At 57.4% G+C, this 7,400-nt stretch carries 6 protein-coding genes and 2 pseudogenes; 2 read left to right on the top strand and 6 right to left on the bottom strand.

The genetic code is table 11. The annotated features are described in order from the left end of the window. The 4 genes from BLT75_RS22395 to BLT75_RS25325 form a co-directional block, all read right to left on the bottom strand. Positions 1–271, bottom strand: a 271-nt coding sequence (locus tag BLT75_RS22395; protein WP_143028640.1) for a DUF11 domain-containing protein, incomplete at its 3' end; no start/stop codon positions are given. Then, positions 268–1,407, bottom strand: coding sequence for a site-specific integrase (locus tag BLT75_RS22390; protein WP_093037546.1), 1,140 nt, complete (start codon positions 1,405–1,407; stop codon positions 268–270). The genes BLT75_RS22395 and BLT75_RS22390, both read right to left, overlap by 4 nt. Next, positions 1,404–3,101, bottom strand: a complete 1,698-nt coding sequence (locus BLT75_RS22385) for a tyrosine-type recombinase/integrase (RefSeq protein ID WP_093037543.1) — start codon at positions 3,099–3,101, stop codon at positions 1,404–1,406. Before BLT75_RS22385 ends, BLT75_RS22390 begins: the two co-directional genes overlap by 4 nt. Positions 3,102–3,267: 166 nt before the next feature. Next, positions 3,268–3,459 carry a helix-turn-helix domain-containing protein gene (locus BLT75_RS25325; protein ID WP_425441153.1) on the bottom strand — a complete coding sequence of 64 codons (192 nt, stop codon included), beginning with the start codon at positions 3,457–3,459 and terminating at the stop codon, positions 3,268–3,270. An 815-nt stretch (positions 3,460–4,274) separates the two neighbouring features. Here BLT75_RS25325 and BLT75_RS22370 point away from each other — a divergent pair. Next, positions 4,275–4,538 (top strand): hypothetical protein, encoded by a 264-nt coding sequence (locus BLT75_RS22370; protein ID WP_093037537.1) that lies wholly within the window; start codon positions 4,275–4,277, stop codon positions 4,536–4,538. An 89-nt stretch (positions 4,539–4,627) separates the two neighbouring features. Here the strand turns inward: BLT75_RS22370 and BLT75_RS22365 are convergent, their stop codons facing one another. Continuing rightward, a complete protein-coding gene (locus BLT75_RS22365) occupies positions 4,628–5,707 on the bottom strand; it encodes an integrase family protein (RefSeq protein WP_093037534.1) in 1,080 nt (359 codons plus the stop codon). Between the two features lie 401 nt (positions 5,708–6,108). On the opposite strand from BLT75_RS22365, the pseudogene BLT75_RS22360 reads away from it, so the two are divergent. Beyond that, a pseudogene (locus BLT75_RS22360) lies at positions 6,109–6,458 on the top strand (transposase); the annotation flags it as partial. A 204-nt stretch (positions 6,459–6,662) separates the two neighbouring features. Here BLT75_RS22360 and BLT75_RS22355 read toward each other — a convergent pair. Further along, positions 6,663–7,367 (bottom strand): annotated as a pseudogene (locus tag BLT75_RS22355) (IS6 family transposase). Positions 7,368–7,400 lie beyond the last annotated feature (33 nt).

Below are 7,400 nucleotides of genomic sequence, written 5' to 3'. Positions count from 1 at the left end.
CGTCACCCGCAGTGCCCGGATCGGTCTGATCCCCGGAAGCCGCGGTCGTGGTGTTGGTGATGGTATTGCCGGCCTGGCCGGCATCAACCACACCTTCAAGCGTCAGCGTGGCGCTGGCGCCATTGGCCAGAGTGCCAATGGCCCAGACCCCGGTGCCAGCAGTATAGGTGCCGGTGGCGGTGGTGCCGTTATTGGCGGTGGCGGTGAGCCCCGCCGGAAGGCTGTCGGTCAAGCTGACATTGGTCGCCTGCGCCGGACCGGCGTTGGTCACGGTGATCTGGTAGGTGACGGTATCGCCTGGCTCCCAGAACTGGCGCCTTTTAGGCTCCAGACTTCGTCTTTCGCATCCGGCTTCGCCTTCTGGCCGTCGGGTGCATCCCTTATGCCTCGCAAAACGGCCGCAACCGCCTGAGATGCCTTCAGCTGATTTGCCTTGATATAAAATGTCTCTGTGGTGGCTGGTGACCGGTGTCCCAGAAGCGCCCTTGCGTGCAACGCATCCTCCAGCGACGCCTCCGCCAGAAAGGTGGCACTGATCGTGCGGAAGGAATGCGGCGACAATCTTTCACCAAACAAGTGGTGTGACTGGCGGCAAACCCGATCGTAGATCGAATGATGCGCCATTGGTTTCCCCTTGCTGGCAAGCAAAAGCCGGTCGGTCTCTTCCGCGGTCGGGAATGCCGGGCGCACATGATGGATGTATCTGTCCACATGCTGGCGAAGATCCACTTGAAGGACATGATGCAGCGACTGGCCGGTCTTGGTTTCTGAGGTCGCAAAGCGCAAATGCCATTCATGTCCACAGAGCTGCAAATGCTGCCCGATCCGGATCATCGCAAGGTTTCTCAGTCGAATCGGGCAACAGATAAGCACAGCAACCAACAAGGTATCCCGGTAGCCGATTCGATGCTTGCCCACGCTGAAGTCCTGTTCCGCCAGTCGATCCAGCTCGCACAGGCACCGACCAAACATCTGCTGGGCCGAGAGCTGGCGGATTGTGTGAGAGCGGCTCGGCCTGGCCCAGTGCTTGAGGCGCTTTGAAAGATCCATGAGCCACCGCCAATCCCGGTCGGGTGACATCGCCTTTGCCACCACCTTGAGATCGCGCAGATAGGTCTCCACCGTCTTGGGAGCGACGCAGGCCATCAACTCACGCGCATAGGCTGTGACCGCCTCGGGCGTGATGCGGTCGGCAGGTCCAATGTAGGGGTCGAGGATCTCATGCTGATTTAGCCACCCCAACCAGCCCGCGTAATGCTTCTGGACTGTGCTGCGCGTTGCCTCAGCCCAATGAACCCCTCGCCCGCGCCCGTCCAGAATGTCGCCGTCGCGCAGCAAGTGCCGCCAGGCAACGCGATCCGGTTCGGGCCATGCCGGGTAACGAAGGTTGGGCCAGCCGCGCTTCATGTCTCGCCCTCGGAGGGATCATCCCGCAGGTCCTTGAGCAACGCGTTGATGCGACGGCTGGCGGCAGGTCCCTCGGTGCCGAGGTAAGACTGATACGTGGTATTGATGGACTTGTGGCCAAGTCGACGACTGACATCAAGCGCCCGCTCCGGATGCCGTTCGACCACGATCTTGGCGATGGCGTGACGAAAGAGGTGTGGCGAGATACGGATGCCCGCATGCTGCCAAAGAGTGCGGCTCAAAGCGCCCCGCAAAGCGGAGTAAGATCGCGGACCACCCTGCTCGCTAGGGAACAGATACGGCCCATCGGAGCCGGGCAAGAGCGGGCGATGATCCGCAAGAAACTGGTCGAGCAGTCCGACCGTTTCTGAGGGCAACTCCAAGTCCAATGCCCTGTGGCTCTTGGTTTCTTCGTCGGACAGGTGCACGAAGACCCGCTTCCCGCTCCGCAGTATCTGGGCATCCTGGTTGAGCTGGCGCAGGTTCTTGATCCGCATCCCTGTAAAGATCGCCAGCGAGACTGCCAAAGCGCGCTCGACACCTTTCGCACGCCGGAGTTTGTTGCGTTGATTGTGTGCCCGGGCAAGTTCCTCTTCCGGAAAGCGCAACAGGCGCCGCACCACGTCCTCGTCGTCAAATTGCTCAAGGCGCTTGCGATTGCGTTCTCCCATCCTTCCGATGTCTTTCGGCTTAAGACGCTGTGCAATCGCAATCAACGGCGCCAGGCGCGCATCATCATAACCGAGGTGGTATCGGCCAACCGCAATCATCTGCGTTGCCATCTTGTGAGCATACCCTTCTGTCTTGACCCGTTCGCCTTTGAGAAACGGGCGTAGGGCTGACTTGAAGTGATCCTCCACGAAGAACACCTCGAACCCGGTAATCCGATCGATCGGAACGGTGCTGGATTTCACCAGCGCCGTCGCCAGCCTCCGGAAGGCATAGCGATACCCCTCAATGGTCGCCGAACGATATGCGCGGATGGGCGAAGTCGGATCGAGCGGATCGGGATTGCACAAGCGAACTTCCCATGCGACAACGGCCTCCTGAAAGCCCGCCGGGAATGCCTCAAGGGGCAACATGTAGGGATTGGTTTTGAAGGGAGAACCAAGCCCCTCGCCAGGCCAGTCCGGCACCTCCCTCAGGGCACGGTTCCAGGCGTGGATCGTCCGCTTGAAGATCGCCTTCGGCGATTTGGACGTCACCTCATGGCACAAAGCTTGCCAGAAGCCGCCCAGCATCGCGCTGCGGAGCTCATCGGGCGCAATCTTCATCTCCGTGCAGTAACAAGCAATCCGGCCAAGAGCCCAACGGTCTTCCCTGCGCTCCAAAAGATCGAGTAGAGCTTGCCACACAGGTGCTGGCTCAATCTCCTGCGTGATCCATTTCCTACGGGGGCCGTGAGACCTGAGGGTCTGACTAACGATTGACCGGATGTTCTCCAAGCGCTTCACGGAAATGCCCAGGGTATCGGGTCGCTGGTTCTCGAATATTTCGCGGACAATCGCCGCGGTCGCAGGCGTTTGCGTCAGATCTAGACCCATTCGATCCTCCAGGAAACGGAAGGCAGAACGAAGGTCCCGCAGACGCGTGCCAGAGACCTCGCTTACGGCAGCATCGCGCACATCCGCAAACGTCATCCTGGGCAGCGACGCAAAGACATCTTTCGGTTGGATCGGCTTGTGTTCAGTCATGTCGGGACCCCCGGTTTGAGACAAGTGTGGTCTCGGGAAGACTTGAGGGGACTTTCCCCTGGATTCGGGAAAAGGTAGCAGATTGTTCTCCTCTCAGACTGATGGGCATATTCTCCCGAAGCTCTCGTAAACTGCGATTTATCAGGACACTAGAAGACACCATAGGTCACACTCCCCGCCGCTGTTTGATGTAGCGATCGAGGTCCGCGGGATGTACGCGAACCATTCTTCCGTCGCGGATGACAGGGAGATCACCGGCATCTATACGGCGTTGAACCGTCTTCAGAGAGCACTGTAGAACCGCGGCGACGTCCTCAATGGTCAGCAACGGCTCGAAAGCGTGCTTTTTAGGGCGCATCATTTCGGACCCTCCCCGCCCAGACCGTGGTCCACTTGCGACGCGATCCACGCTTCTACGTCACGAAACCTATAGCGAACCATCCGCGCAGAGATCCGCACGATCGGTGGGCCTTCTCGTCGGCATGCAGCCACCTCCAACCACCGCTTGCTCAAGCCAAAGACGTCCTCAACCTCGTCTCGCGTCATCAGCCAATATGGAGAATACCCACACCCGAAGGCTGTATTTTGGGGAGAATTGTCCTGTGCCATGTCTAAGCGTCTCACCTTGCGACCCAAGGGCCGGCTGCAACGAATAATGCGCTCGCAAGAAGCGAGCTCTTAGACGCGCAGCAAGGCGGACGCAAAACGCCGGCACATGCCGAACTCGAGAACCAGACGGCCGATCTTGTCAGCGGTAAGGCCTCTGCAGCAGAAATTAGATCAACTGACGGGGTTTCGCAAGTACGAGGGAACCCAATCTCGCTGTGTTCAAGCGGAATGAAGTCTCTAAGAAGACTGCCAAACAATGAGCTTGCTGTGAGTCAGGTATAGTGGAAACTAAAAAAGGGCCGACGTGCAAACGTCGGCCAGTCCAACTGGGAGGAAAGGGAACTCTCGTTCCCTCCAATGAAGATTATCGCAGAAGCCGGTCCTTGGGGCGGCATTCGAGAACTAGAAAGCAGGCATGTTGTCTCTCGGCATCAATTCGTCGCCCGAGACAGCGGCAAAATTGTGCAATGTGCTCTTGTTTCGACGATTGGCCTTCCGCCTCGATTCCCATAAGGCAGGGTAGCGGCCTAACGGGAGGCCCGAGGCAGGACTTGGGAGAAACAAATGCCGGATGGAACCACTCACAGCGATCAACAGGCATTTGAAGACTTCATCCAACGGGAACTGAAGGCTTTGGCCGATCGCGCGCAAGATCAGAGAATCTGCATTGATTGCCTAACTGACAGGCTTATTGTGGAGATGGTGGCCAGCCTTGCTCGCGCTGGTGTTCCCGCCGCTGACATTCTGAGTATGGTTGCAGACGGGATGACACTGGCGGAGGAGCCGGAAGGCCGCGAAGGTAGTGGTCGGCCGCCACGCATGCATTGATACGGGCGCCAGTTTTAGGTGTGGCATTGCCAAAGCTCTGCGCTTGCAACCCCGTCAGTGCTAGCTCAGCATCGCGCCGCTCAGCAACGCTAGCGCGCGTTTATGCGGCTCTGGAGCTCCGCACAAACTGTCTCCATGGCCGGGCGCAAGGCATCTAAGGATGGTTTCAAATATCTCTGCCCGGTGATCGAAAGCGGCGTGTGGTTTAGCAGTCGACCCACTATCTCCTCTAGGACGCCCGCTTCCATCGCCATCGTCGCGAAGGTGCGCCGATGCGCGTGCGGAGACCAAGTAATCTTCTCAGGGCCGGTAATGTAGCCCGTAAAGGACTTCGGCGATGGAAACACCCATTGCCGGCTCAATCCACGGACCGGCGCCAAGATTTCGTGGTGCAGCTGCGAGATCGGAAAATCGAAACTGCGCCCGTTCTTGGTCATTGGTAGATGGATATGATCCTCATGAATGTTCTTCCATTCCAGTGTCAGGGCTTCGGTCTTGCGAAACCCGGTGAACAGGATCAACTCGTAGAAAACCTTGTGGATCGGGTTGAAGAGGTCATCCACTTCACGGTGCCATTCCTTAAGGTCCTCTATGATCGTGCCCTTCGGTCGTTCATCAAACCACTCGATTGCCATCGTAGGGCTTTCCGTCAGGTCATGCACCCTGCGAGCATTGTTCCAGATTGTACGGAAATACTTCAGCGTGTGATTGGCCGCCGAAGGGGACTTTGCCATCGACCGGTGCCGATCAACGACCATCGCCTTGGTGATCTCATCGAGTGGCAACTTCAGCCAATCCTTCAAATGGAGATCGAATTGCTGCCGGACACTGAGTTTGTGCACATCTGATCTGAGCTTTGGCCGCGCCAGATAGCTCTCCATTGCGTCCTTTAGCGTTGGAGCGCCGATCTGGAGTTTCTTTCCAGCCCCCCTGCCCCATTCCAGCGCAAAGCCCATCGCGGTCTGGCGGGCGATATCTGCCGAGATCGTCGGGAACCGGCCGATCAGAACCCGCTGGGTTTGGCCGCCCACATCTTTCTGAAAATACCAGGTCTTCGACCGCTTCCCGACGAAGAGAACGAGGCCTTTCACCTCGCTGTCCCAGTGCTTGTCGGTTCCCGATTTTGTCTGCGGAACCTTGCGGGCGAAGGTCTCAGTCAGCTTTGGCATTTTGTCGGCTTTTTGTCGGAAGCTACATGATATCAAGTGCAACTGAGTGATACTCGGCGCAATCAATTATTCAACAAAATGAAATTATTAGCAACTACATGCTACTCTGTGCAACTCAAGACTTTTCCTTGGAAGGCAAGGGTCTTACCATTACACAACGCCCGCTCGGCGTTCACCGGTACTATTCTATTGGTTTTCGGGCGTCAAGTTAGGAACGACAAACTCTCTACAGGCTTCGAGAAGACCTGTATTTCCTTGATCGAAAAGCGCCAGAGTCAAAGGGGCAGCCAACGGGACTTCAAGCTCCCAGCCCTGCTCCAGGGCACCAAACAGACACTCGCTCTAGACCTATTGACTTCAGTTTCTTGGCATGATTCAGGCCGCGCACCGCGACCTGAACGATGAGCAACCTTTTCTGGCTGAGCAACGCCCAAATGGAACGTCTGAAGCCCTTCTTTCCAAAGAGCCATGGCAGGCCCCGCGTCGACGACCGACGTGTTCTGAATGGAATATTCTTCATCAATCTCAATGGGGTGCGGTAGTGCGATGCGCTGCGAGAATACGGCCAGCCAAAACCCTGTACAATCGCTGGAAACGTTGGAACGACAAAAGGATCCTTGCCAAGCTCATGTTGCGCCTGGCCGCCGAGGCCGCGACCAACAAGACGATCATAATCGACATGACCTACTTGCAAGCGCACCGCACAGCTTCGAGCCTCAGCGTGAAAAAGGGGGCGCAACCGCGCGAAGTCCGCAGTCGCAGGTTGATTTGGCGTTGATGTAGCCTGTGCACCCTTCCCGCTTAATCGCCATCCGGCGCCACCGCGTTTGCCATCATCGCCGATATTTCTGCTGCCCAAGCTCGACCCATATCCAGCCAAAATCGTACTCTGCAATTGGACCGGTCCTGTCAGACAGATTCTAACCAGTCTCAGTTTGCCACGAACCGAAGGAACTTAGGCAGCGCCGCGCTGACGCCACTCGGCGAGAGCGGCGGCACAGTTGAGCTTGAAATTCTGTCGGCTGGTTAGGCTGCGCTCCGAGTTGAAATGGTTGCAGACCGAGGCGTGGATGGCGGCTAATTTCTGCAAACTTCGCATCCGCCTGAAGCGCAGCGTTGCCCGTTCTCATCGTCGCAATGGCAGGTGCGAGTTCTCGGCCCGCTTGTTCAACCAGCAACCAGTTTCCTGGAGATGGCTGGCTCCGAGGTCCTTCAATGCAGCACCGTAGGACCTGAGCCGATCGGTCACGATCATTTCAGGGCAGCCATGCTTACGCATCGCTTTCCTTGGAAATTTCAGCGCGGCCTTCTTGTCCCGCTTCTTCGTGACGAAGCTTTCCAGGATTTCCCCTTCGTGGTCTACCGCCCGCCAAAGGTAGCGTCTTTCACCGTTGATCTTAACGAACATCTCGTCCAGATGCCAACACCATCGGCTCGATTTCATCCCTTCGACACGTCGTTTCCTGATCTCGTTGGCGAACATTGGCCCGAACCTGTGCCACCAAAACCGAACGGCTTCGTGGCTCACATCGATGCCACGCTCGTGCAGCAAATCTTCCACGTTTCGGAGAAACAGTGGAAACCGCACGTACAACATGACCGCCAAGCGGATGATCTCTGGGCTGGTCTTGAAATAGCGAAATGGCGAACGTTTGGTCATGACCGGACGCGACAAAGCCGCCCTCCCCGCCTC

Origin of the sequence: Ruegeria marina, assembly GCF_900101475.1 — a bacterium.
GTDB lineage: Bacteria > Pseudomonadota > Alphaproteobacteria > Rhodobacterales > Rhodobacteraceae > Ruegeria_B > Ruegeria_B marina.
This window is presented reverse-complemented; position numbering and strand designations above follow the sequence as displayed.